The 24,948-nt window shown below is 73.4% G+C and carries 16 protein-coding genes; 9 read left to right on the top strand and 7 right to left on the bottom strand.

Features of this window, described 5'->3' with window-relative positions:
* Positions 1 to 42: 42 nt before the first annotated feature.
* Positions 43 to 1,920 carry a Na+/H+ antiporter NhaA gene (gene nhaA, locus AC0QU1_RS11840; RefSeq protein ID WP_483576573.1) on the bottom strand — a complete coding sequence of 626 codons (1,878 nt, stop codon included), beginning with the start codon at positions 1,918 to 1,920 and terminating at the stop codon, positions 43 to 45.
* 160 nt (positions 1,921 to 2,080) lie between these two features.
* Here nhaA and AC0QU1_RS11835 point away from each other — a divergent pair, with 160 nt between their 5' ends.
* From AC0QU1_RS11835 to kilB, 4 genes are all read left to right on the top strand, one after another.
* Positions 2,081 to 3,082 (top strand): hypothetical protein, encoded by a 1,002-nt coding sequence (locus tag AC0QU1_RS11835; RefSeq protein WP_483576572.1) that lies wholly within the window; start codon positions 2,081 to 2,083, stop codon positions 3,080 to 3,082.
* 140 nt (positions 3,083 to 3,222) lie between these two features.
* Positions 3,223 to 7,608 (top strand): S8 family serine peptidase, encoded by a 4,386-nt coding sequence (locus AC0QU1_RS11830; protein WP_483576571.1) that lies wholly within the window; start codon positions 3,223 to 3,225, stop codon positions 7,606 to 7,608.
* Between the two features lie 181 nt (positions 7,609 to 7,789).
* Positions 7,790 to 9,019: an amidohydrolase gene (locus tag AC0QU1_RS11825; RefSeq protein ID WP_483576680.1), complete on the top strand. Its 1,230-nt coding sequence runs from the start codon at positions 7,790 to 7,792 to the stop codon at positions 9,017 to 9,019.
* A gap of 113 nt (positions 9,020 to 9,132) precedes the next feature.
* A complete protein-coding gene (gene kilB, locus AC0QU1_RS11820; RefSeq protein WP_483576570.1) occupies positions 9,133 to 9,606 on the top strand; it encodes a plasmid transfer protein KilB in 474 nt (157 codons plus the stop codon).
* 68 nt (positions 9,607 to 9,674) lie between these two features.
* Here kilB and AC0QU1_RS11815 read toward each other — a convergent pair whose 3' ends face one another.
* From AC0QU1_RS11815 to AC0QU1_RS11805, 3 genes are all read right to left on the bottom strand, one after another.
* On the bottom strand, positions 9,675 to 10,205 hold the full coding sequence (locus AC0QU1_RS11815) for a hypothetical protein (protein ID WP_483576569.1): 531 nt from the start codon (positions 10,203 to 10,205) through the stop codon (positions 9,675 to 9,677).
* Between the two features lie 20 nt (positions 10,206 to 10,225).
* A complete protein-coding gene (locus AC0QU1_RS11810; RefSeq protein WP_483576568.1) occupies positions 10,226 to 16,519 on the bottom strand; it encodes a polymorphic toxin-type HINT domain-containing protein in 6,294 nt (2,097 codons plus the stop codon).
* Positions 16,520 to 16,800: 281 nt separating this feature from the next.
* Complete coding sequence (locus tag AC0QU1_RS11805) at positions 16,801 to 17,415, bottom strand: TetR family transcriptional regulator (protein WP_483576567.1); 615 nt, start codon at positions 17,413 to 17,415, stop codon at positions 16,801 to 16,803.
* A gap of 78 nt (positions 17,416 to 17,493) precedes the next feature.
* On the opposite strand from AC0QU1_RS11805, the gene AC0QU1_RS11800 reads away from it, so the two are divergent.
* Complete coding sequence (locus AC0QU1_RS11800) at positions 17,494 to 18,339, top strand: SDR family NAD(P)-dependent oxidoreductase (protein ID WP_483576566.1); 846 nt, start codon at positions 17,494 to 17,496, stop codon at positions 18,337 to 18,339.
* 76 nt (positions 18,340 to 18,415) lie between these two features.
* Here the strand turns inward: AC0QU1_RS11800 and AC0QU1_RS11795 are convergent, their stop codons facing one another.
* A complete protein-coding gene (locus tag AC0QU1_RS11795) occupies positions 18,416 to 19,273 on the bottom strand; it encodes an SDR family oxidoreductase (protein ID WP_483576565.1) in 858 nt (285 codons plus the stop codon).
* Between the two features lie 129 nt (positions 19,274 to 19,402).
* On the opposite strand from AC0QU1_RS11795, the gene AC0QU1_RS11790 reads away from it, so the two are divergent.
* Both AC0QU1_RS11790 and AC0QU1_RS11785 read left to right on the top strand, forming a co-directional pair.
* Positions 19,403 to 19,825 carry a winged helix-turn-helix transcriptional regulator gene (locus AC0QU1_RS11790; protein ID WP_483576564.1) on the top strand — a complete coding sequence of 141 codons (423 nt, stop codon included), beginning with the start codon at positions 19,403 to 19,405 and terminating at the stop codon, positions 19,823 to 19,825.
* A gap of 42 nt (positions 19,826 to 19,867) precedes the next feature.
* On the top strand, positions 19,868 to 20,881 hold the full coding sequence (locus tag AC0QU1_RS11785) for a zinc-dependent alcohol dehydrogenase family protein (protein ID WP_483576563.1): 1,014 nt from the start codon (positions 19,868 to 19,870) through the stop codon (positions 20,879 to 20,881).
* Here AC0QU1_RS11785 and AC0QU1_RS11780 read toward each other — a convergent pair.
* Positions 20,878 to 21,594 carry a FadR/GntR family transcriptional regulator gene (locus AC0QU1_RS11780; protein ID WP_483576562.1) on the bottom strand — a complete coding sequence of 239 codons (717 nt, stop codon included), beginning with the start codon at positions 21,592 to 21,594 and terminating at the stop codon, positions 20,878 to 20,880. The two genes, AC0QU1_RS11785 and AC0QU1_RS11780, sit on opposite strands and share 4 nt — an antisense overlap.
* 99 nt (positions 21,595 to 21,693) lie before the next feature.
* On the opposite strand from AC0QU1_RS11780, the gene AC0QU1_RS11775 reads away from it, so the two are divergent.
* Together AC0QU1_RS11775 and AC0QU1_RS11770 are read left to right on the top strand one after the other, a co-directional pair.
* Positions 21,694 to 22,344, top strand: a complete 651-nt coding sequence (locus tag AC0QU1_RS11775; RefSeq protein WP_483576561.1) for a gluconokinase — start codon at positions 21,694 to 21,696, stop codon at positions 22,342 to 22,344.
* A complete protein-coding gene (locus AC0QU1_RS11770) occupies positions 22,344 to 23,891 on the top strand; it encodes a GntT/GntP/DsdX family permease (RefSeq protein ID WP_483576560.1) in 1,548 nt (515 codons plus the stop codon). Before AC0QU1_RS11775 ends, AC0QU1_RS11770 begins: the two co-directional genes overlap by 1 nt.
* On the opposite strand, the gene AC0QU1_RS11765 is transcribed toward AC0QU1_RS11770, so the two are convergent.
* Positions 23,888 to 24,916, bottom strand: a complete 1,029-nt coding sequence (locus tag AC0QU1_RS11765; RefSeq protein ID WP_483576559.1) for a helix-turn-helix domain-containing protein — start codon at positions 24,914 to 24,916, stop codon at positions 23,888 to 23,890. The genes AC0QU1_RS11770 and AC0QU1_RS11765 overlap by 4 nt on opposite strands.
* Positions 24,917 to 24,948: the final 32 nt, after the last annotated feature.

Below are 24,948 nucleotides of genomic sequence, written 5' to 3'. Positions count from 1 at the left end.
CGGGGCTGGTGGGGCCGCCTCGGGGCGGGTGGTCGCGCCCCGTCACTCCGCGCGCGGGGTGACCGGCGCCGTGCTCTCCAGGGCCCGGATCAGGGACTGCGCGTCGTGCGGGCCCGTGTGCCGGCGGCCGTTGACGAAGAAGGTCGGGACGGCCGTGATGTCCATCGCCTCGGCGTCGAGCACGTCGTCGCGCACGCGCCCCGCCACCTCCGGGGAGACCAGGTCCCGCTCGAACCGGTCGACGTCGAGCCCGAGCTCGGCCGCCCGCCGCACGATGTCGGAGGGGAGCTGGTTCTCCTGGTCCAGGAGCAGGCTCCGCTCCATCTCGAAGAACTTGCCCTGCAGCGCGGCCGCCTCCGACGCCTCGGCCGCCGCGACGGCGTTCGGGTGGTACCGGTCCAGCGGCGCGTGCCGCCACACGTACCGCATCCGGTCGCCGAGCTCGCGGTGCACCTCCTGGATGGCACCCGACGCCTTGGAGCAGAACCCGCACTGGAAGTCCCCGTACTCGACGAGCGTGTAGGGCGCGTCGGCCCGCCCGTACACGTGGTCCCGCTGCGGGTCGACCGGCCGCTGCAGCACGACACCCGCCTCCTTGGCCGGGTGCACCTGGTCCGCGATCTTGAAGATGACGGCGGCGAGCAGGAACGCGATCACCGACGCGCACAGCACGCCCACGCGGGCCTCGGTCTGCGCCGCCGGGTCGTCGATCGCGAGGTCCACGATGAACAGCGAGATGGTGAAGCCGATGCCGCACAGCGCGCCGCCGCCCGCCAGCCGGTCGAGCGTCAGCCCTGGCCCCAGGTCCCCGATCCGCAGGACCCGCAGCACCACACCCGAGCCCAGCACGCCGAGGAACTTCCCGGCCACCAGGCCCACCACGACACCCCAGGTCACCGGAGAGCCGGCCGCCGCGGCCAGGATCTCGCCGTTGACCTGCACACCCGCGTTCGCGAGGGCGAAGAGCGGCAGGATCACGTAGGCCACGTACGGCGCGTAGGCGGACTGCAGCCGCTCGTTGATCGAGATGGACTCGCGCAGGCTGTTCGCGGCGGCCCGCGCGTAGTCGCTGTTCGGCGACTGCCGGAACGTCCGGGCCAGGGTCAGCGCGTGCTCGACGTCGCGCCGGCTCGGCCGGTACACCGGCACCAGGAGCGCGATGGCGACGCCGGCCAGCGTCGGGTGCACGCCGGAGGCCAGGAACGCCAGCCACACGATGATCGCGAGCGTGGCGTAGATCGGCCCACGGCCGGTGGGCACGTACCGCGTGAAGTAGACGCCCACCAGGCCCACCGCCGCGACCAGCAGCGGCAGCGGGTCGAAGTTCTCGGTGTAGACGAGCGCGATGATCGACAGCGCGCCGATGTCGTCGACCACCGCGAGCGCGAGCAGGAACACCCTGAGCCGGCCGGGCGCGCGCGGCCCGATGAGGGCCAGCGCGCCGACGACGAACGCGGTGTCCGTCGAGATGACCGTCCCCCACGCGGACTCGAGGCCCGTCCCCTGGGTGATCAGCACGTAGAGGACGGCCGGGACCGCCAGGCCGGCGACGGCGGCGACCACCGGGACCATCGCCCGGGACCAGCTCGTGAGCTCGCCGATCGCGAACTCGCGCCGCACCTCCAGGCCCACTGTGAAGAAGAACAGCGCCATCAGCGCGTCGTTGACCAGGGCGTGCAGCGTGAACTCGACCTGCAGGTCGCCGACGCCCAGGTTGAGGTGCGTCTCCCAGAACTCGCTGTACCCGCCGTAGGAGAGGTTGGCCCACAGGACCGCGGCGACCGTCCCGAGCAGCAGGAGGAGCGCGCCCAGGCGGCTCTGGCCCAGCGCACGGATGCGCTCCGCGATCGACGGCCGCCGCTCCCCCTGGTCCGGCGCCTCAGGATCGGGCGACCGCTCGATGATCGTCAGACTCGCCATCACTGCTCCTGTCGCCGGGGCACGGTTGCCCTTGTCGTTCAGGCTAGTAGGCCGCGCGCGAGGCGCTCGACAACTTCACCCGCTCGCGGCGGTCCGCCGTCGTCGACGCCGACGCCCCTTCCGCCGTCGGCCAGGACGCCGCTCGCCTACCCTGACCACCATGGCCCCGGACACCGCACCCGACCTCGACGGCGACCTCGAAGCCGTCGGGATCGACGACGACACCCGACTGGTCTACCGGTACGTGCTCGCCCAGGGCACGGTCCGGGTCGACGACGTGGCCAAGGACGTGCCGCTGGGCGGCACCGACGCGGCCGGGATGCTCGCGCGGCTGCGCACGGCGGGCCTGATCAACCGCACCAGCGGCGCCGACGGCGAGTACACCGCCGTCGACCCACGGGTCGCGCTGCGCGCGCTGACCGACCGGGCGGCGGCGCAGCTCGACCGGGTCCGCGCGGCGATCCCGGACCTGGCCGACCTGTTCGAGCAGACCGCCGACGCGACCGGCTCGGGCGCCGGCGTCCACGTGATCGACGACCCCGCGCTCATCGGCGCCTGGTACACGCGCCTGGAGCACGAGGTGACGGGAGAGTTCATGGCGTTCGACCGGCCGCCGTACGTCCTGGCGGGCGAGAACCCCGTCGAGCCGCTCGTGCTGGAGCGAGGCGTGCTGTGGCGCGCCGTCTACGCCGCCGAGGTGCTCGACCGGCCCGGTGCCTGGGCCGAGCTGCGCTACGCGGCCGCCGCGGGCGAGCGGGCCCGGATCGCGCGGTCCCTGCCCACCAAGCTGGCCATCGCGGACCGGCGGACGGCGCTGGTCAGCACCGGCCTCGACCCTCAGCGGCCGACGGCGGTCGTCGTGGAAGGCGGGCCGCTCGTGGACCTGCTGTGCGCGGCCTTCGAGGCGGTGTGGGCCGATTCCGTCGAGATCCCCACGACCGACAGCCTGGCGGGTACCGCTCCCCCGGACCGCGGGCCGGGCAAGGACGACCGGGCCCTGCTCGCGCTGCTCGGCTCGGGGGCGAAGGACGAGTCGATCGCCCGTGAGCTCGGCCTGTCGGAACGGACCCTGCGCCGCCGCACGGCGGACCTCCTGCTCCGGCTCGGCGCGGCCAACCGCTTCCAGGCCGGCGTCCAGGCGGTCCGCCGCGGCTGGCTCTGACCGGCCGGGCCGGGCCGGCCGGGTGAAATCCCGCCTCCGGCGTGACGGGCGTGTAAACAGTTGCGGCCGGTACCGGCCAGTGGCCAGGTCCGGCCAGCATTGCCATTGCTCGCGCCGACGACGGCGGCTAGACACCCCTCATGCAACCTCTGTCCTCCGGCCGCCGCGCGGGTGCGTTCCTCGGGAGCACCCTCGTCGCTGCCTCCGTGGTCCTGTCCCCCGGTGCCGCCGTCGCCGCCCCGGACGCCGACCCGGTACGGGTCATCATCGAGCTCGACGCCCCCACGGCTGCCCAGATCGTGGGCCACGACGATGTCGCCGCCGCGCGCGCCGGCACCGGGCCGGGCACCGCAACGGCCCGCCGCGCCTTCGCCGCCGACTACCGGGCCGCCGTCGACGAGGTGGTCGACGCGCAGCAGGGCGTCACCTCGTGGCTCGTCCGCCAGGGGGTCACCCTCGACGACACCGAGTCCGTCACCGGCGTGCTCGACGCGCTGGTCGCCACCGTCGACCCCGCGGACCTGGCCGAGCTGCGCTCGGCGCCCGGCGTCGCGCGGGTCACCGAGGACGCGCGGGTGCGGATCCTCGGCGGGACGAGCCTCCCGGCCACGGGCGCAGCGCACCCCCCGACGTCAGGCGAGGCGAACATCCCCGCCACCGGCGCACCCAGCGTCTGGCGGCGCGCCGACCCCGACGGCGCACGCGTCACGGGCGAGGGCCGCACCGTCGCCGTCATCGACACGGGCATCGACTACACGCTCGACGACCTCGGCGGCGGGTTCGGCCCCGGCCACCGCGTGGCCGACGGCTACGACTTCGTCAACGACGACACCGACCCCATGGACGACCACATGCACGGCACCCACGTGGCCGGCATCGTCGGCGCGGGCGGGGCCAACCTCACCGGCATGGCGCCCGACGTCACGCTCACCGCGTGGAAGGCCATGGACGAGAACGGCAGCGGCACCACGGAGAACCTGCTGCTCGCCCTGGACGCCGCCATCGACCCGCTGGGCGACCACCCGGCCGACGTCGTGAACCTGAGCCTCGGCACGCCCGGCGACGGCACCGACCCGCTGGGCCGCGCCGCCACCGCCGCCACGCGGCAGGGCGTGGTGGTCGTCGCGGCGGCCGGCAACTCCGGGCCGTACGGGCAGAGCGTGAGCTCGCCGGCCGCCGCCGAGGGCGTCATCGCCGTCGGCGCCGACACGACCGGCGTGGCCGACCCGACGCTGACCCTGGACGGCCGGCCGCGCCGGCCGCTGGACGTGACCCGCTTCCCGCTGTCGGCCAACCCGCCCAAGAAGGGCTTCACCGCCCGGCTGGTCGACGTCGGCGACGGCTTCGACCAGGAGGACTACGACCAGGCCGGCGACGTGCGCGGCGCGATAGTCGTCATGAGCAGCCTGACCACCACCTCGCTCGGCCAGGTGCAGAGCGGGCACCTGCTGCAGGCCGAGCTCGCCGAGGAGCACGGCGCCGCGGGCGCCCTGCTCTACACGCCGAGCCCCACCGACCCCGTCGAGGACGGCGCGGGCCCGCAGAGCACCGAGGTGCTGGCCGACGGCGGCTTCGACCTGCGCCGCGAGCGCCTGGTCATGATGAACATCAGCTCGGCCCAGTACCAGACCTTCAAGCGCGAGGTGCGCGCGGGGACCGCCCGCGCGCGGGTCGGCTCGGTCGACCGGACCGACACGATCACGGACTTCAGCTCGCGCGGCCCGAGCGACGCGATGGCGCTCAAGCCGGAGATCGTGGCGCCCGGGTTCGAGATCATGTCGGACATCCCGGCGGCGTTCGGCGTGGACGGCGACCAGTACCGCATGTCGGGCACGTCGATGGCCGCGCCGCACGTCGCGGGGGCGGCGGCCCTGCTGGCCCAGGCGCGCCCCGAGCAGACGGGCGGCCAGCTCCGGGCGGCCCTCCTCGGCAGCGCGCAGCCCCTGGCGTCCGCGGACGACGACGTCTCGCCGTCGGCGCAGGGTGCGGGCAAGCTGGACGTCGCTGCCGCCGTCGACCAGCGGGTGACCGCCTCGCCCGACGCCGTCTCGCTCGGGCTGGCCGACATGGGGCCGGACCCGGCGCGCACGCGGACGATCGTGCTGCACAACCCGGGTCGCCGGGCCGTCACCGTGCGGCTGTCCGCCGAGGCGGCCGACGGCGGCACGGGCGAGGCCGAGCTGTCCGAGCGCCGGGTGCGGATCCCGGCGGGCCGGGACGCGTCGGTCGACCTCACGGTCACCCCGGAGGCGGGCGCGGTGGACGCCGAGACGTCCGGTGTGGTCGTCGCCAGGGTCTCGGACGGCAGCACCGTGCGCATCCCGTACGCGGCCTACGTGCGGCCGCTGCAGGTGCAGGCCTCGCCGGCGCTGGCCACGGGCGAGACCCAGGTCTTCGTGCGCACGCCGATGGCGCCGGAGGCGACGCCGACCGTGCGGGCGACCGCCCCGTCCGGCGAGCGGTACACCGTGGCGCTGACCGCCGTCGGCTCGAGTCCCGGCTGGTACCGCGGCACGGTGCCGCTCGACGAGCCGGGCACCTACCGGCTCGGTGCCAGGGCCACGGTCGCCGGGCGCACCCTGACCGGCACGGGCGGCGTGCAGGCGGAGGGCGCCGACCAGACCGGCGCGTGGGAGCAGGTGGGCCTGTCCGGCGCAGCCCGCGTGCTGGCCACCTCGCCCGGCGCGCCGGGCACGGGCCTGGCGATGACCTCCACCGGCGTCCACCCGTTCGTGACCACCGACCACGGCGCCACCTGGCGGCGGGTGCGCAGCATGCCCGTTGCCGACGGCTGGGGCATCCCCGTGGCCGACACGGCCACGCCGGGCGGGTTCTACGTGGCCCTCAACGGCGCCTCGGGCCGGGTCGCGCTGGACCCGAGCTACCAGGGCCGCATCGTGCACACCCCGGACGCCGGCGCCACGTGGACGGTCCTGCCGTTCCCGGACGTCGCCGTCCGCGACCTGGTCGCCCACGGGGACGCGCTGGCCGCCGTCACCGACGACGGCCTCTACCTCAGCCAGGACGGCGGGCAGCGCTGGCGCCGCGTCGCCCCGGCCTGGGACGGCCTCGTGTCGGGCACTGCCTTCGCCGGCGACGACCTGCTCATCGCCACGTACGACGGCATCTACCGGATCGCCGACGTGCTGACCGGCGGCTCGGAGGTCACCCAGCCCTACGTCACCGGCGACTACCGCACCCGCCCCCAGGGCGTCGTCGCCGACGGTTCGGCCGCGGTCACGATCCGCGGCGACGGCGTCGCCCTGACCTCGGCCGACGGCGGGAAGACGTGGGCGGAGGCCGGCGACACCGGCCAGTCCTACGTCACCGTCACCACGCTCACCGAGGGCACCGTGTACGCCTCCGGCCTGTCCTCGTACAGCACCAGCTCCGACGGCGGCGCGACGTGGGAGACCCGCCCCCTGCCCGTCCGCGGACCGCTCGCCACCGACGTCGACCACTGGCCCGGCACGCCCGCCGAGCAGGTGGTCATGGCGATGGAGAACGCCGGCTACTACGAGACGCGGGACGGCGAGCACTGGACCAGGGCCGGCGTGTCCGGCAGCGACGTCGCCGCGGTGCAGACGGGCACGGACGGCGACGGCGAGCCCGTGCTGCGGGCCGTCGACCTCGAGGGCCTGCACCAGCAGCCGCTCGCGGGGCTGGCACCCGGGGCGCAGGACTGGGGCTCGATCGGCGCGGAGGGCGTGATCGGCCGCGGGCTCACCCAGGTGGTGCAGTCCCCGCTGGGCGACCGCGACGTCTGGGCGGTGGGCACCAACGCGTTCGGCGGCGGCCGGATCCTCACCGCGAGCGCCTCGGGCACCGACGCCGACCTCACGCAGGTGGGCCCGTCCGCCGGCTTCACCCCGACGGCGCTGGCCGTGTCCCCGCACGACGCCGACACCGTGCTGGTCGGCTACGGGTCGATCATCGACACCGGGCTCATGGTGTCGAGCGACGGGTTCGACACGTGGACCAGCTACGCCCACGAGCTGCGCATCCAGCAGATCGTGGTGGACCCGGTCCGGGAGCGACGGCTGTGGCTGGCCACGTCGTCCGGCCTGTACCGGTCGGACGACCTGGGCCGGAGTCTCGTCCGCCTGACCTCCGACGCGGCCCGGTCGGTGTGGGTGGACCCGGAGGACACCGACCACGTGGTGGTCGGCGAGCGGCCCGGCATCCGGGTGAGCACGAACGGCGGGCGGTCGTTCACGGCGGCCGAGGTGCCGAACACGTCCGCCGCGGTGGACGCGCTCGTGGCCGTCGAGGTGCCGGACGGTCCGGCCGCCGGCACGGAACTGCTGCTGGCGGGCGCCGCGAGCTGGCAGCCGTACGGCCTGGCCGCGAACGGCGCGGGGGTCCTGGTCTCGGCCGACGGCGGCGCGACGTGGGCGTCGGCGTCCAACGGCCTGACGGCGATGTCGGTGCGCTCCCTGACGGTGAGCCCGGACGGCGCCTGGGTCTTCGCGGGCACGGACCAGGGCGGGGTGCACCGCACGGCCACGGGGGCGCTGGTGCCCTGAGAGCGGGCTGCCCCTCCGGCCCGGGCTCCGAGGCCCGGAGGCGCCAGCGCCGGGCCGGGTCAGGGGTCTGGGATAGCGCGCAGGGGGGCGGGTGGGGTGGCATCGTGAGCGCATGAGGGTTCCCCCCGTTCGGCCGGACGCGGTGGCGGACGCCGACGCCGTCCTCGCGCCGCTGGGTGCGATGCTGCCGGGTCTCCGCGAAACGTACGTCGACCTGCACACCCACCCGGAGCTGTCGTTCCAGGAGATCCGCACGGCCTCCCTGGTCGCCTCCCGGCTCGCCACCCTCGGCTTCCTGGTGCACCCGGGCCTCGGCGAGACCGGCGTCGCCGGGGTGCTGGCCAACGGCGGCGGACCGTGCGTGCTGCTCCGCGCCGACATGGACGGGCTCCCGGTCACCGAGGAGACCGGGCTGCCGTACGCGAGCGTCGAGCGCGCCACCACCGCGGACGGCGTCGAGTCGGGCGTGATGCACGCGTGCGGGCACGACGTGCACGTCACGGCCCTGCTCGGCGCCGCAGAGGTGCTGGCGCAGGGCCGGGCGGCGTGGTCGGGCACGCTGGTCGTCGTCTTCCAGCCGGCCGAGGAGCTCGGCCGGGGCGCCCGTGCCATGGTCGACGACGGCCTGTACGACCTGATCCCCCGCCCCGACATCGTGCTGGGCCAGCACGTGGCGCCGTTCGCCGCCGGCGTCGTCGGGCTGCACGGCGGGCCGGCGTTCGCCGGGACGGACGTCCTGGACGTCCGGCTCGTGGGGCGCGGCGGGCACGGGTCCCGGCCCGAGGCGACGGTGGACCCGGTGGTGATGGCGGCCTCCACGGTGCTGCGCCTGCAGACCATCGTCGCCCGGGAGGTGGCGCCCGCCGACGCCGCCGTCGTCACCGTGGGCAGGCTCCAGGCGGGGACCAAGGAGAACGTCATCCCGGACGAGGCCTACCTCGGGGTGAACGTCCGCGCCTTCGACGAGGCGGTGCGGGCCCGGGTCCTGGCCGCCGTCGAGCGGATAGTGCACGGCGAGGCCACCGCGGCGGGCGCCCCGCAGCCGCCGCGGATCACGGCCCTCGACTCGTTCCCGCCGCTGGTCAACGACCCGGCCGAGACCGAGCGGACGCGCGGTGTGCTCGCGGCCCACTTCGGTGCGGACCGGGTCGTCGACCCGGGGCCCGTGTCGGGCAGCGAGGACGTCGGCGTGCTCGCGACGGCGGCGGGTGTACCCATCGTGTACTGGCTGCTGGGCGGCTGGGACCCGGCGGCGTACCTCGCGGCGGAGCAGGCGGGCACCACGGACCAGGACATCCCGTCCAACCACTCCCCCCGGTTCGCGCCGGTACCCCACCCGACCCTGGAGACCGGCGTCGAGGCGCTGGTGGTCGCCGCGATGGACCGGCTGGGTCCGCCGGGCGTCGCCTGACGCCGCACCCCGCTCCCCGACCCCGGCGAGGCTGCCCGCACCGGGATCCGATCCCGCCCGGACCGCCCGGGAGTGGCTTCTCATCGGCGGTCCGGCGTGGTTGGCTTCGGGCCGTGGAGATCATCGTGACCAGCGTCGTCGCCGTCGTCGGAACGCTGCTCGGCTCGCTCGCGACGCACTACTTCGAGCGCCGCAACCGGGCTGACGCCGAGCGCTTCGCGCGCAACGAGCGGCTGCGCCAGGAACGGGTCAGCGCGTACACGGCGTTCGGGGGCGCGCTCGTGAACCTGCGCCGCGCCCGGATCGACCGGTGGTTCGCGGTCAACGACGACGACAGGAGCGTCGACTCCGAGTCGCTGCGCTACGAGACCTACCGCCTGCGGACCACAGCGCTCGAAGCGCTGTTCCGGGTTCAGCTCGTCACGGAGTCCAAGGCGCTGATCGAGCTGGGCCAGCGGGCGATCGACAACGTCGACCTGCTGAACCCGGGCCTTACCCGGGAGGAGCTCAAGAGCGCCCGCGATCGAGCCCGCGACGACATCTATGGCTTCGTGGAGGCGGCCCGCAAGCACGTCGAGGTCGCCTGACGAACGGACCGAGACGGGACTGCGAAGCGCATCGCGCAACCCAGCATCTCGACGCATCTCGACAAGCCTTACACCCGAACGAACCTGAGTCCGGTCAGCCCCGCTCCGGTCACCGCCTCATGGACCCCCGAACCCGCGAACACCGAGGTGAACTGGCGCCCGGGCAGCGTGAACAGCCGGTCGCTGAGCTCATGAAGGTCTTCGTCGTAGAAGGCAGGCCACTGCACCAGCTCGTATGTCGGAAACGTCTCGATCACGGACCTCTCCCGCTCGATCCTCGGGGCGACACCGAGCACCTGGACAAAGGCCAGCTCCACGTCGCCGACCAGACCGTGGCCGAAGACGTTGATGTCGCGTGCGCACACCCGCTCGAGGACGTCCACCGCCCGCTCGCTGCAGGCGAAGTGCCAGATCTGGGGACACCGCACGAAGTCGGGGAGGCCGTCGAGCTCGCCCCGCTTGCGGTCCAGGACGACCGGTTGGCTGAACGCCGGGTAGGGATCTCCCCAGTCGTGCTCCCACGCAGGCGGACCAGGGAACTCGCTCTGTTCCGCGTAGACCACGCCGTACTCGTTCGCCATCTTCTCGACGTTGAACACGGCCAGTTCCTTGTCGCCCACTAGTCCCAGGCCCACCCTTCGTCCAAGGACGCCTGCGAGATCCCCACCAGCTCGGACTTCAAGCCCGCGAGGAAGTCGAGCACACCCTGCTTGCCACCGACCATGTCGGCATCGGCCACCTGCTGGTCGATGTAGTCGTAGTAGTCGTTCGTGAACGTCCGCTGGTGCGAGCGCCGCGTCATCCAGACACCGTTCTCGGGGGCATTCAGGTCGATCTTGTGCCCACGCAGGATCGCAGATGCCCGCGGTGCTCGCGAGCCGCAAGCGCACGGGACGATGTGGTGCGCCTCCGGGAAGGCGTCGGCCGGGATCGAGGTGCTCCCCAGGTTCCGGCGCAGGTTCGCCCCGGTGCACTTCGCGTTGTGTACGAGGACGGCTGCGGCGTCCGCGTGCTCGCCCGCGCTCACGAAGTAGGTGCTGTCCCGGTCCACCGTCAGGTTGTGCACCGTCGTGTGCTCTCGCTCGGCCTCGACGTCGGCCACCCGCGCCCACGTGCCGGCGCTCGTCTTGAGCCAGTTGCCCGGCCGAAGGTCGACCGCATCGGTCCACGTGCGCTTCGCAGGGTTCCAGAAGGGGTGTCCATCCGTGGCAACAAGCTTCTGCCTGTCACCGTCGTCGTCGCGGACGGTCACCGTGACCAGCGTCTTCTCCCCGTCGCCAGCGATGTGGGCTGTCACGAGGCGCGCCCCAGACCTGTCACCGGTCCGCTCGCCCGCGGCGAGTACCTCGTCACCCGGCCGGATGTTCTCGATTCGCCTGCGGGAGCCGTCCGCGAGCACAACCAGGGTGCCGGGCAGGAAGCTGTTGCAGCCAGGACTGGGTGAATCCGCCTTCGCCGAGTCGCCCTTGCCCGAGGTGTCGGCCTTCTTCTTGGCCGCCTGCGCCCGTGCTCGCTCCTTCGCTTCCGCCGCGAGTTTCTTGATCTTGGCGTCCGCCGCGGCCTTCGCCTTGGCTGCCTTCGCGGCAGCCTCCCGTGCGGCCTTCGCCGCAGCGGCCTTCGCTGCCTCAGCGGCCTGTTTCGCCTTCTTGGCACCCGAGAGAACCTTCTGCGCCCATCTCAGCTCGCTGGAGAACGTCAGCACGGCCTTGCCCGCCTTGTAGACGGCCTCACCGATCTTCGCCGCCTTGAAGATCTTGCCCCACGGCAGCGCACCGACGATCAGCATCACGCACGCGCCCAGGTCGCCGTTCAGGCAGTTCATGAGGTCGTTGATCCCCAGGAACTCCATCAGGATCTGACCGCCGGCCTCCAGGATCACGTCCAGCATCGACTTCGACTGGAGCTGCTGCGCCTTCGCGATGTCCTCGGCGCTCGGGCCCTCGACCTCGGCGCCGGGATCGTTCGGGTTCGAGGCGGTGTCCGCACCGGTCGGACTCTCGGTGGTGCCACCGCCTGTCGGTCCCTCCAGCTCCCGCTCGCCCGTCGGGTCGGTGTAGACCATCGGGTTGTTGCCCGCGTACGCGTACGGCGACGACCCCGGCGGCTGGGCCCCTGCCGGGTCCGTGCTCGAGAACCGCCCCGTCCCAGGGTCGTAGTTCCGCGCCCGCATCGCGTAGTTGCCCTCGCCCGTGGTCGGGTCCAGGTACGCGCCCGCGAACCGCATCGGGTTGGCCAGCTCGGCCGCCGGTTCGGCGTCGTCCGACGTCGAGACACCCTCCCCGCCGTCGGCTGCCCCGGCGTCATCCGCCGCAGCGCCGTCCTCCGACGCCCATGCCCCCGCCGCCTCGGCCACCGCCCCCGCCAGCGTCGCCCCCTGCCGCGGGTTCCCGAACGGGTCGTAGTCGTACCCCTCCTCGACCTGCCCGTCCGGCGACAGCATGTTCGCCACGCCGCCCAGCCAGTCATGGGTGTACGCGTGCGCCCCGCCCTGCCGCTCCAGCAGCGCCAGGGGCTCGTCGGTCGGCCCGTAGGCGAACGCCTGGCGGCTGGTCACCACCCCGTTCACGTCGGTCACCGTGTCGACGGCGATGTTCTCCAGCGACCCGTTGACGTCCCACGACCAGTGCCGCGTCTTCGCCCCGGCCCCCACGCCCGTGACGGCGTCGAGCCGCATCCGGGTCGCGTCGTACGTGTACCGGGTCAGCACGCCGCCCACGTTCGCCTCGGCCAGCGTGTTGTCGAGGTTGTACTTCAGCCGGTCGTCGCCCGCGCGCGTCTGGTTGCCCAGCACGTCGTAGTCGTAGTCCTTGCGCTCGACGCCGTCCTTGCCGACCACGAGCTCCTTGACGAGCTGGCTGGCGGAGTCGTAGGAGTACCGCGTCACGTCGTGGCCCGCCGTGCCCGTCCGCTTCTGCTCGGTCCGGTTGCCCAGCAGGTCGTACTCGTAGGAGATCCGACCGGCCGCCTTGCTCCCCCGCTCGCACTCGTGCGCTGCGTAGCACGCGTCCGTCACCCGGTTCGCCTCGTCGTACGCATAGGCGACGCCCTCGGTCACCCCGCCGCGCGTGGTCATCACCTGGGTCGGGTTGCCCACCTCGTCGAGCGTCAGCTCGAACGCCGACACCGGGTCCTGCACGCCCTCGACCGGCTCCCCGGTGCGCTCCGTGCCGATCGAGGTGAGCCGGCCGGCGTCGTCGTACGCGCGCCGCTCGGTGAGGCCCGTCGCGGCGGGCAGCGTGGTCGCCGTCCGGCGTCCGGCCACGTCGTAGGCGTACGTCCAGCGTGCGGTGCCGGCACCCATGGACCCGCCGGACGCCGTAGTGGAGGCGAGCCGCGAGTCGTCGTCGTACGTCGAGGCGATCTGCGTGCCGTCCGGGTAGGTCCGCTCGGTGATGTTGCCGCGCTGGTCGTACCCGTAGGTGAAGGTCTCGTCGGCCTGGTTGGCCTCCTCCCGGACCACCCTGGTGATCTGGTCCTCGTCGTCGTACGTCACCGTGCGCACACCCAGCGGGTCGCCGTACGACGTCGTCCGGTCCTTGGCGTCGTAGCCGTAGGTGTACTCCGGCCCGGTGGACCCGACCTGCTGGCTGGTCAGGCGGCCGCGCAGGTCGTAGACGGAGGTGATGGTGCGCCGGGCGCGCTCGTCGGCCGTGAGGTCGTCCAGGTCCTCGTGCCGGTCGGTGGTGATGCTGGAGACCGCGTTCGACTCGGCGTCGTACCCCGTGTGCGTGGTCCGGCCGAGCGGGTCGGTGCCGGCCACGGGCCGGCCCGCGTCGTCGTACGTGACGCTGGAGCGCCCGCCCTGCGGATCGCGCACGCCCACCACGCGGCCGTCCCGGTCGTAGCTCAGCACCGTCGCGAAGGCCTGCGAGAACAGCGGCAGCCGCGGCGCGTCCGGCTGCCGCACGTGGCTGATCTGGTCGTCGTCGCGGTAGGCGACGTAGGTGGTGCCGCCCCGCGCGTCCGTCACCTCGACGGGCCGGTTGTTCGCGTCGTACGTGGTCGACGTCGTGTTGCCCAGCGGGTCGATCTCCCGCACCCGGTTGCCCGCCAGGTCGTACTCGTACCGCGTGGTGAACCGGTCCTTGTCGGCGCCCTCGACGTTCCCGCGCGGCTCGGTCACCGCGGCGAGCAGGCCGTCGTCCGTGTACTCGTACGTGGTGATGCCGCCGGTCGGCGACGTCTCCTTGATCTTGTTGCCCGCCGCGTCGTACTCGGTGCGGGTGGTCTTGTCGCCCGCGTCCGTGCGCCGCGTCTGCCGCCCGTTCTTGTCGTACCCCATCGTGGTCGTGCGGCCCATGGTGTCGGTCACCGAGCTGACCTGGCCGGTGTTGCTCCGCTCGAAGCTGGAGGTCTTGTTCAGCTCGTTGATCGACGCCGTCGTGCGGTCCAGCGCGTCGACCTTGATGTCCCGGTCGGTGTGCCCGCCGCCCGGGTACGGCATGCGCATCCGGACCGGGTTGTCGTTCGCGTCGTAGAAGTACTCGGTGGTGAAGTCCGCCTTGTTCGCGCCCGGCACGTTGCCCCGCGGCGAGGTCACCGTCTTGACCAGGCCCTTCGCGTCGTACGTGTACGACGTCGTCAGGTCGGCCGCACCCCGCATCCGCACGCTCTCTGCCTTGCGCCGCCCGGCCTCCGTGTACTCGAAGACCACCACCCGGCCGCCGCCCTCGACCCGCGACTGCAGGCCGTTGTCGAGGTAGTCGTACTCGGTGACGGCGCCCTCCGGCGTGATCTCGTGGGAGAGGCGGCCCACGTCGTCGTACACGCTGCGCCACCCGCGCGACTTGCCCGGCTCCTCGACCTCGACCACGCGGTCCTGCTCGTCGTACTCGGTCTCCGTCGTGTAGTGCCGCCGCTGGCGCGGGTCCACCGTGCCCCGCGGGTCCGTCGCCGCGACCTGCCGGCCCGTCCTGTCGTAGAAGTACTCGGTGCGGCGCCCCTCCGGCGAGACGACGGCGGACAGCAGCCCCGCGTTCTCGTCGCCGTCCGGCAGGTACTCGTACCGCGTGACCTTGTCCCGCTGGTCGGTGGTCGAGGTGCGCAGGCCGCGGTCGTCGTAGGCGTGCTGGATGTCGTTGCCCTCGGCGTCGACGCTGCGCACCAGCTCGTTGAACTCGTTGTACGTGTTCCGCCAGACGTTCCCGTCGGCGTCGGTGAACTCGATCGGGTTGTTCCGGTCGTCGTACCGCGTCCGCTCGTCGAAGCCCTGCGGCGCCACGGCCTGCACGGGGTTGCCCTGGGGGTCGAACCGCACCACGTGCTGGAACTGGTTCCCGTTGACCACCAGGTTGCGGTCCAGGCGCCGGTTGTACCGGTGGTTGTCGGCGTCGCCGGTGCTGCGCTGGCTGTAGACCAGCACGTTGCCGTGGTAGCCGTCGTAGATGGCGACGCCGTCCGCGTCCGTGCTGCGCGCCTCCTGCTTCCCGGCGTCCCACGCGAACGTCAGCTGCGCACCGACGCCGTCGCGCTGCGTGACCACCCGGCCGCCGGTGCCGTACTCGTTGTGCACGGCCACGACCTCGTGCGGGTCGACGACCTCGGCGAGCCGGCCCTCGGCGTCGTACCGGTACCGCCAGACGTTCCGCCGCGCGTCCTTGACCTCGGTCAGCAGGCCGTCGGTGTACTCGAAGCGCACCTGGCGCCGGTCGGGCAGGGCGAGCTTCCGGATCAGCCCGTCCGTGAGGGAGGCGACGGCGGTACGCCCGGAGGCGTCCGTGATCCTGACCTCGTCCTCGCCCTCCTCCTCGCCCTCGACATAGGCGAGGCGGACGCCGTCGTCGCGCGGGCTGAGCACGGCGGACAGCCGGCCCGCCGCGCCGAACCGGTACTTCACCTGCTGCGGGGTGACCAGCTCCCAGCCGTCGCCGGCCCGCCTCAGGTTCGACCGCACGCCCGGCGGCCGGGTGTACCCGTCGCCGTCCGCGGTGTAGACCGCCTCGGCGCCGTCCTCGGCGCGCACGATGACGCCGCCGTCGGTCGGCGTGACGCGCATGTCGTAGGACCACGCCCAGCCCACGCCGAACGGGCCCTGGCGGTTGTTCGCCGAGGAGTAGGTGCGCGCGCTCGCGAACGGGATGCCGAACGACGCCATCTGCAGGTCGCGCTCGACCCGCACGAACGCGCCGGTCCCCGTGTTGACGCCCACCCCGCGCTTCGCCTGGCCGACGGCGGTCGGCGCCAGCGCGTTCTCGCACCCGCAGCCGGCCGCCTGGTCGTCCGGGATGCTCGGCGGCAGGATGGTCGCCCGCGGCCGGGACGCGTCCGACGGCTCGGAGACCAGCTCGTCGCCGCCCGGCAGCACGGCCGCCACCGTCACGACGTAGCGCCGGTCGGGGTCGAGCTCCCAGCCGTCCTCGCGCCCGAAGGAGCGGCAGAAGTCCGCGCTGCCGCAGAACCGCGGACCCTCCAGCTCCGCGCGGGACAGCCGCACCGACTCCTGCTCGGTCTGGTCGCCCGTCTCGTACAGCCGCACGACGGCGGCGGTCCAGTCCGCAGGGACGTCACCGGCGGAGAAGTACAGCACCAGGGAGGTGTCGCCGAGCAGGAAGCCTGGGCGCAGGTCGATCCCGGTGAAGCCGTCCGCCGCGGCCAGCGACGCGGTCCCGGACATGAGGGTCCGCCACTCGGTGGCGGTGACGTCGGCGGGCTCGCCGCTTGCGGTCACGGGTTCGGGGACCACGGGCGGCCGTTCGTCCTCCGCATAGGCGGTCGACCGCCGCACGCCGTCCGGCATCGGCCGGTCGACCGGGCCCTCGCCCGCCGTCGCCTGCGGCACCGGAGCGGCCTCCGCCGACTCCTGTGGTGCCACCGCGATCAGCAGCGACGCCGCGAAGCCGACGGCGACCGCTGCGCCGAGCCAGCGCCGTTCCAGCCGGGTGATCACAAGGTGGTGCGCACGTGCCTCGGACATCGCCAACCCCCGTGTTGGGTGTTTCCTGAGCAGTTACCCGACACCGAGTGTGATCAGCCTGAACGGATCCCACAACTGGTTTATCCGGCTTTTCCCATTCATATGCATTTAGCAGGAACGAAAACCCGAGGTCAGACCCCTACCGCGGCCAGCAGAATCAATATTCCCCCTGAGAAATCCGGGCCAGATCGCTGAGTTCGGCTGTTTGCATCGAGATCGGTCCAGGGCTGGGCCGATCTCGATGCAAAAGGCCGAACTCGGCGATCCTGCGTCAGCAGGGCTCAGCGAGGTGCGGGGGTTACCGCCGACATCGCGCGGTCGACCATGGTCCCGAACGGCTCGGTCGCGTCGCCTGCCAGCCAGGCGTGCTGGGCCGCCAGCAGGCAGCCCAGCGCTGCTGCGACGACGGCGCGGGGCGTGGGGTCGTCGTCGGCCCAGGGCGTGCCTGCCGCCGTCGCGCGCTCCCGGACGACGAGCTCTGCCGCACCCTGCGCCCGCTCCAGCTTCTCCAGGTAGCGCCCGAGGAGGTCGGGGGTGTCGAAGATGATGCGCTGCATCGGCCCGGCGAACTCGGCGGTCCACGCCTCGTCGAAGTGCGCGATAAGCAGGTCGAACGAGCGCCGCAGCGAGGTCCAGAGCGGTTCGTCGGCGGGCCGCGAGCGCAGGGCGGTGAGCATGTCGTCGGCGACGAGGTCCAGCTTGCCGAGGACTATCTCCTCGCGGGTCGAGAAGTACCGGTAGAGGGTGCGGCGGGACATCCCGACGGCCTCCGCGATGTGCTCGATCGTGGTGGCCTCGTAGCCGCGCTCCACGAAGAGCCGTTCCGCGGCCTCGGCGATCTCCTTCTGGATCGCCCGCCGTGTGCGCTCACGCAGTCCGGCGCGTGCCCGGTCCATTTTCGCGTCCATCGTGGGACGAGATTACACGACACGCCACCATTGACACACTGTGACACTGGATGCATGCTGTGCCGCATGGACACTCCCACGCGCAAGACCATCGTCATCACGGGCGCCAGCGACGGGATCGGCGCGGCGGCGGCGCGCCAGCTCGCGGCGGCCGGCCACCGCGTCGCCGTCGTCGGGCGCTCCCCGGAGAAGACCGAGCGGGTCGCCCGCGAACTGGGCGCCGACTACTTCGTCGCCGACTTCACCCGCCTGGCCGACGTCCGCCGCCTGGCCGCCGAGCTCGACGACGCGTACCCGCGCATCGATGTGCTGGCCAACAACGCCGGCGGCATCCTCGGCGACCCCACCAAGACCGTCGACGGCCACGAGCGGACGGTCCAGGTGAACCACCTGGCACCGTTCCTGCTCACCAACCTGCTGCTGGACAAGCTCCTGGCGAGCCACGCGACGGTCATCCAGACGTCGAGCGCGGGGGCGCGGCTCTTCGGCAGGCTCGACCTGGACGACCTGGACCACGACCGCGACTTCTCGGCACACCGCACCTACGGCACGGCCAAGCTGGAGAACATCCTGTTCACCGTCGAGCTGCACCGGCGGTTCCACGACCAGGGCCTGTCCGCGGCGGCCTTCCACCCGGGCGGCGTCGCGACCAACTTCGGCGCGGAGAGCACCAGGACCGCGCGGCGGATCTACCAGAGCCGGGTCGGCAAGATGCTCCTCGCCTCACCGGACCGGGGCGCGCAGCAGCTCGTCCGGTTCGCACAGACGGAGCCGGGCGTCGGCTGGCGGTCGGGCGCCTACTACGAGCACGGCCGGGTGGCCCGCCGGGTCAACCCCCAGGCCCGCGACGCCGACCTGGCTCGCCGCCTCTGGGACCGCTCGGCGCAGATCGTGGGGGTGCCGGTGCGCTGAGCCGGCCGGGCGCCGTCCGGCAGGACGCCGCCGTCAGCCCGCCTGACGCGCCCCGCGGCCCGCGGTCGGCGCGCGGTCAGGCCTGTGCGGCGCGGACCGCGTCGGCCAGCGGGGTGGCCGGGCGGCCCAGGAGGCGGGTCAGGTCGTCGCTGTCGGTCCGCAGGTCGCCCGCGGCGATCGAGGCGTCCAGCCCGGCGACGAACCCCGCGGTGCCCGCGTCGAGCCCGGCCTGCTGCAGCTCGGCCTCGTAGTCCGCCACGGGGAGGTCGCGGTGGGCCACCGCGGTCCCGGTGACGTCGCTGACCGTGGCGGCGAGCTCGTCGAAGTCGAACGCGGGCCCGCCGAGCTCGTGCACGACGGCGTCGCCGTCGTCGGTGAGGAGTGCTGTGGCGGCCGCCGCCGCGTAGTCGGCGCGGGCGGCGCCGGAGACCTGGCCGCCGCCGGTGGCGCTGACGACCTCGCCGCGCTGGACGTACTCGCCGAGCTGCCCGGTGTAGTTCTCGAAGTACCAGCCGTTGCGCAGCAGGGTGACCGGGATGCCCGACGCCCGCAGCGCCTGCTCGGTGCCCTGGTGGTCCCCGGCGAGCGGGTTGGAGGTGTCGTCCGCGTTGAGGATGCTGGTGTAGGCGATGCGGCGCACGCCGGCGTCCTTCGCGGCGTCGATCACGGCGGTGTGCTGGGCGATCCGCCGGCCCGGCTCGCTGCCGGAGACCAGCAGCAGACGCTCCACCCCGGCCAGGGCGGCGGGCAGGGTCTCGGGCCGGTCGTAGTCGCCCTCGCGGACCTGCACACCGCGCTCGGTGAGGTCGGCCGCCTTGCTCGGCGTGCGGACGATCGCCACCAGGTCCACGGCGGGGACGCCGCGGGACAGGAGCTCCTCGATGACGGTGCGGCCGAAAGGTCCGGTGGCCCCGGTGACGGCGTAGGTGGTCATGACACTCTCCATCGCTCGATGCGGGCCGCGGGCCGCGCCTGGGCCCGGCGTGCCCGTGTGATTGCCATCGGATAGCACTAACGAATCGAAAGTACACCACATTCCGAGAGCGCGCGGTACCCTGGACCGATGAGCAGCACCGACCTCGAACCCGGCCGGTCGGGCGACGACCCGGCGGGCGACCTGGCCGACGGGCCGCCGCAGGAGCTGGTGGTCGACGTCTTCGCACGCGGGTGCACGTCGCGGGCCGCCTTCGAGGTCGTCACCTCCAAGTGGTCCTCGCTCGCGCTGCTCGCGCTGGGCGAGGGCAGCTACCGCTTCAACGCGCTGCGCCGCCGGGTCGAGGGCGTGAGCGAGAAGATGCTGTCGCAAACGCTGCAGGCGCTCGAACGGGACGGCATGGTCGCGCGCGACGTGGTCACCACGATCCCGCCGCGCGTCGAGTACAGCCTGACCCCGCTCGGCGAGGGGGTGGCCGAGAAGCTGCGCGCCCTGGCCGACCTGCTGGAGGCGGCGGCAGCGGACGGCGCCTGGGACGCCACCGAGCACTGAGCCCGCCCACCGACGCCGGGGCCCCCGTGTTGAATAGGGCCCATGCGAGGAGCAATCATTCACGGGGCCGGGGACGTCCGCTTCGAGGAGCGGGCCGACCCGGTCATCACTGAGCCCACCGACGCCGTCATCCGCACGGTCGCCGCCTGCGTGTGCGGCTCCGACCTGTGGCGGTACCGCGGTATCTCCCAGGTCAGGCAGCCGGTGCCGATCGGGCACGAGTACGTCGGCGTCGTCGAGCAGGTCGGTGCCGCCGTCACGACCGTCAGGCCCGGCGACTTCGTGGTCGGCGGGTTCAAGCACAGCGACAACACGTGCGCGGTGTGCCGCAGGGGCATGCAGGCCAACTGCCTGCACGGCGGCAGCTACGACGGCTGCCAGGCCGAGAAGATCCGCATCCCGAACGCCGACGGCACCCTGCTCGCCACGCCAGGCGAGCCGGACGCCGACCTGATCCCGAGCCTGCTGAGCCTGTCCGACGTGATGTGCACGGGCTGGCACGCGGCGGTCTCGGCCGGCGTCGGGCCGGGTTCGAGCGTCGTGGTGGTGGGCGACGGCGCCGTCGGGCTGAGCAGCGTCCTGGCCTCCGCGCAGCTCGGTGCGACGACCATCGTCGCCATGAGCCGGCACGAGCCCCGGCAGGAGGTGGCGCGCGAGTTCGGCGCCACGCACGTCGTCGCGGAGCGCGGCGAGGCGGGGCTGGCCAAGGTGCTGGAGCTGACCGACGGGATCGGCGCCGACGCCGTGCTGGAGTGCGTCGGGACGGAGGAAGCCCGGGCCCAGTCGGTCGAGCTCGCGCGGCCCGGCGGGATGATCGGCCTGGTCGGCGTCCCGCACGGGGACCTGCCCACCGACGCGGTGTTCTGGGGCAACAAGGGCGTCCGCGGCGGCCCTGCGCCCGTCCGCGCGTACCTGCCGCACCTGCTGGACCTGGTGTGGAAGCGCGAGATCGACCCGGGCAAGGTCTTCGACCTCACCCTGCCGCTCTCGGAGGTCGCCGAGGCCTACCGCGCGATGGACGAGCGGCGCGCGATCAAGGTGCTCCTGCAGAACTAGCGCACTGGCCGGTCGGCCGGCTGCCGGTCGGCCAGTGCCCCGCGCACCTCGCGCACGATCCGCGCCATCGCCTCCTCGGCCGCGTCCGCGTCGCCCACGGCGACGGCGCGCGCCACGGCCTCGTGCGCGTCGAGCGCCTCCGGCTCGGGGTACGCGGGCATGAGGCCCAGGTGGGTGCGCCCGGAGATGACGACGGCGACGACGTCGGCGAGCGCGGAGAACAGCTCGTTCCCGCTGGACCGCAGGAGCAGCTCGTGCATCTGGATGTCGAGCGCCAGGAACTCCTCGCCGTCGCCCTCGCCCGCCTCGCCCAGCTTGCGGAGCTGGCGGGCGGTCGCCACGAGCTCGTCGCGGACGGCGGCCGTCGCCCCGCGCGCCGCCCCCGCGGCGGCGAGCGGCTCCACCGCCTGGCGCAGCTCGGTCAGCGAGCGGAGCTGCGCCGCGCGGCCCGGACCGCCGAGCCGCCACGCGATCACCCGGGGGTCGAGCACGTTCCACGCGTCGTGGGGCAGCACCACGATCCCGACGCGGGGGCCCGAGCGGACCAGCCCGAGCCCTTCGAGCAGGCGCATCGCCTCGCGCGCGACCGTACGGGACACCGCGAACTCGGTACCGATCCCGTCGAGCGTCAGCACGGAGCCCGCCGGCAGCTCACCACTGGTGATGCGCCGGCCCAGGGCCTCGAGGACGGGGCTGTGCAGGACCGGGGGCATGGGCATAGCGTAGTTCGCGCCGTCGGCTCGACCCGTCGGGCGGCTATTGGTGACATTAATCACCACACAATGGTGTCACCAATGGTCCAGGATAGGTGCATGGACACAGACGTCACCGAGACAGCGATGTTCTCGACCTCATCAAGCACCTCACCAGGCACCAGCGGGACGGACCGCGGACCACAGGCCGTCGTCGTGATGGGCGTCGCCGGGTCGGGCAAGACCACGGTCGCCGCCCTCCTGGCCGGCCGGCTCGGCGCGGCCTTCGCGGAGGGCGACGACTTCCACTCGCCCGCGAACGTCGCCAAGATGGCGGCGGGCCACCCCCTGGACGACGCCGACCGCTGGCCGTGGCTGCGCGGGATCCGGGACTGGCTGGCCAAGGAGCTCAACGCCGGCCACGGCGCCGTCGTACCGTGCAGCGCGCTGCACCGCGACTACCGCGACCTGCTCCGGACCGCCGGCGACGTGCGGTTCGTGCACCTCACCGGCTCGTACGAGCTGCTGCGCGAGCGCATCCAGGGGCGCGCCGGGCACTTCATGAAGCCCGCGATGCTCGACAGCCAGCTCGCCACCCTCGAGCCGCTGCAGGACGACGAGCCCGGGTTCGCCGTCGACGTCACGCCGCGGCCGGACCAGATCGTCGACGAGATCCTGGTCCGCCTCGGGGAGCCGGCCGCCGGGCCTGCCGGGCCCGCCGTGGAGCCCACCGCCGTCGAGCCCACCGCCGCGCCCGAGGAGGACCGCTGATGCCGTACGCCCACCTGCTCGCCGAGGGCCCGGCGTCCGCCGCGGCCCTCCCCTCTGCCCTCTCCCCCTCTACCCTCTCCCTCGCCGCGACGGCCGACGGCGGCCCGACCGCCTCGACCCCGCAGCTCGTCGCGGCCGCGGTGCTCGGCATCGCCGTCATCGTCGCGCTCATCGTCTGGCTCAAGATGCACCCGTTCCTGGCGCTCGTGCTCGGGTCGGGTGTGCTGGCGATCGTCGCGGGCACGGGCCTCACCGACGCGTTCACCAGCTTCTCGACGGGCCTCGGGTCCACCGTCTCCGGCGTCGGCGTGCTCATCGCGCTCGGCGCGATCATCGGCAAGCTGCTCATCGACTCAGGCGGCGCCGACCGGATCGTCGACACCATCCTCGACCGGACCCCGGCCCAGCGGCTGCCCTGGGCCATGGCGCTCATCGCGTTCGTGGTCGGCATCCCGCTGTTCTTCGAGGTGGGCGTGGTGCTGCTCATCCCGGTCGTGATGATCGTCGCGCGCCGCCTACGGGCCAACCCCGTGCTGGTCGGCATCCCGGCCCTCGCCGGGCTCTCGGCACTGCACGGCCTGGTGCCGCCGCACCCGGGCCCGCTGCTCGCCATCGACGCCCTCGGCGCGGACCTGGGCCTCACGCTCGGGCTCGGGCTGCTGGTCGCCGTCCCGACGGTGGTCGTCGCAGGCCCGCTGCTCGCCATCCCGCTCACCCGCTGGGTGCGGCTCGCGCCGCCCGTCACGGTCCTGGGCACGGGCGACGGGGCGGGCGGTTCGGCGTCCGACGACGGCGCGAGCGGCCCGACGTCGGACGACGCGGGGGCGGCCTCCGGTACGGGGACGGCGACCACAACGGCCACCGTCACGACCGGCGTGCGTCAGCCGTCGTTCGGCGTCTCGGTGCTGGTCGTGCTGCTGCCCGTGCTCCTCATGCTCGCGCGGTCGGTGGTCGAGATCGCCGGCGCCACCGAGACGGGCTACGGCACCGTGCTGGAGTTCCTCGGCGAGCCGCTGGTGGCGCTGCTCATCACGTCCCTGTTCGCGCTCGTCGCCTTCGGCACCGGCGTCGGGCGCACGCGCCAGCAGCTCGGCGACCTGGTCGGCTCGTCCTTCGCGCCGATCGCCGGGATCCTGCTCATCGTCGGCGCGGGCGGCGGCTTCAAGCAGACGCTCGTGGACTCCGGCGTCGGCGAGGTGATCGCCTCCGGCATCGCGGAGGCCGGGATCACCCCGCTGCTGGCCGGCTGGCTCGTGGCCGCGCTCATCCGGATCGCCACCGGCTCGGCCACCGTCGCGACCATCACGGCGGCGGGCATCATGGCGCCCCTGGCCGCGGGCCTCGACCCCACCCAGGCGGCGCTGCTCGTCCTGGCCATCGGCGCCGGCTCGGTGTTCCTCTCCCACGTGAACGACGCCGGGTTCTGGCTGGTCAAGGAGTACTTCGGCATGACGGTGGGCCAGACCTTCAAGACATGGTCGCTCATGGAATCGGTCCTGTCGGTGGTCGCCCTGCTCGTGGTCCTCCTCCTCGGGGCCTTCGTCTAGCCGGGACTTTGGGCGCCGTCGGACTGATGGGCCTCGACCAGGCGGAGCAGGAGGCGGGCGAGCTGGAACCGCGCACGGCCGCGCGGGGAGCGTGGGTCGTAGCCCAGCTCGCTCGTCAGGGCGTCGTGGCGGGCCTGGAGCGTGGAGTGGTGCATGCCGAGCGCCGTCGCGGCGGCCCGGACGCTCTCGGCCGCCGCGAGCTCGTCGAGTACGGCGCGTGTCCGGGCGTCGAGCCGGGCCAGAGCGACGACGTCGGGCTGCCGCGCGGCGACGGGCTCCAGCGCGCTGACGGCCGTCAGGACTATCCCGAGGTCGGCGGCGTCCACGACCGAGCTGCTGTCGGGCAGCAGCCGGAGGGCGAGAACCGCCGTGCGGAACGACTCCGGGAGCTCGTCCGCGCGCCGCGGGACGCCCACGCCCGCCGGTCCCGAGACCTTTGCTCCCGCGCCGAGCACGACGGCTCGTACCAGACCGTGCGGGGTCGCCACGACCGTCGAGGGTCCGAGGGCTGGGCCCTTGCCGCCCTTCCCGCCGTCGTGCGGCAGCGGGAACACCGCGATCCGGACCTCCCGCGCCGGGTCGAGCCGGAGCCGTGACAGCGCGACCCCGCGCTGGTCGGCGTCCCTGGTGGCGTCGATGGCCGTCTCGAGGGCGCTCTCCGGCTCGCCCGGAAAGCGCGCCCTGACCAGGTCGACGGCGAGCGCCAGCCGCTCGATCACCATCTCGTCGTTGGCGTGCGGGGAGCCCTCGCGCTCGAGCCAGACGGCGCCGTCGGCGATGGGGCGGGACGGCCAGTGCTCCTGGGCCGGTGCGTCGTCGGTGCGGCGGTCGCCGTCGGGGCCGATGCGGTGCGTCCGCCGTCCGACGGACGCACCGGCGACCGTGCCGCTGAGCACCGCCGCGCCGCGCAGCAGCGTCTGGAGCCCGACGCCGCCCGCGACGAGCACGTCGAAGTACGCCACGACCTTGAGGGTCTCGCTGGCCTCTGGGTCCAGCGCGGTCAGGCGGCCCACGAGTTCCTGCATGCTCGCTCCATCGCGGGTGGACGTGGACCCAC

The sequence above is a fragment of the Promicromonospora noduliphila genome, from assembly GCF_056951025.1.
The sequence above is the reverse complement of the archived record's forward strand: the minus strand, read 5'-3'. Positions and strand labels throughout refer to the sequence as shown.